The organism is Pseudomonas sp. EL_65y_Pfl1_R83, assembly GCF_963970695.1.
Classification (GTDB): Bacteria; Pseudomonadota; Gammaproteobacteria; order Pseudomonadales; family Pseudomonadaceae; genus Aquipseudomonas; species Aquipseudomonas tritici.
Genome location: NZ_CAXAQI010000096.1, coordinates 1 through 683 on the forward strand (window position 1 = coordinate 1; position 683 = coordinate 683).

The window sequence follows — 683 nt, forward strand, 5'->3', positions numbered from 1 at the left end:
GCGGCAGGGCTATTCGACGGCGGCCCGTATCGGGGCGGGGGTGTATCTGGTTCTTGGCTTGGCGTTATGGCTGGTGCGCATCATCCAACCGTAATCGATCGACGGTGCACAGCGCAGAAAAGCCGCAAGGTTGCCCTTGCGGCTCAAGCTCGCGACCTCCGCGCAGTGCGGCGCGGGTGTGAAAGACGGGCGGGCTATGCCGCCCGCGCGATCACTTGATCTTGGCTTCCTTGAACTCGACATGCTTGCGCACGACGGGATCATATTTGCTGAAGCTCAGCTTCTCGGTCTTGGTGCGCGGGTTCTTCTTGGTGGTGTAGAAGAAACCAGTGTCCGCCGTGCTGACGAGCTTGATCTTGACCGTGGTCGGCTTTGCCATGACCTGAATTCCTGTGATCTGAAAATGCAAAAGCGGCGAACCGGTCGCCGCTCTTAAGCGTCGCCCGATGAAGGAAGCAGCGCGTGATGTCAAGCACGACGGGACGATTCGGCAGGGCTTAAGCGCGTGTTTACCACCGCGCGCGCAAGATGCACGTCAGAGGGGACGAAATATGGCGGCACCTGACAGCGCAATCGCAATAGCCCAGGCCGAACTCGCCGCGCGAGTCGCGATGGTCGGGATGCGCGCGAGCGCCGCCTCAACCGCCGCGCTGGCGGCGGAGGTCGATTCGATTCGCGCGGCA

Annotated in this window: 1 protein-coding gene; it reads right to left on the minus strand. The window is 62.1% G+C overall.

Annotated elements, in window-relative coordinates:
- Positions 1–211: 211 nt before the first annotated feature.
- On the minus strand, positions 212–379 hold the full coding sequence (gene rpmG, locus AACY08_RS27815) for a 50S ribosomal protein L33 (RefSeq protein ID WP_010162189.1): 168 nt from the start codon (positions 377–379) through the stop codon (positions 212–214).
- Positions 380–683: the final 304 nt, after the last annotated feature.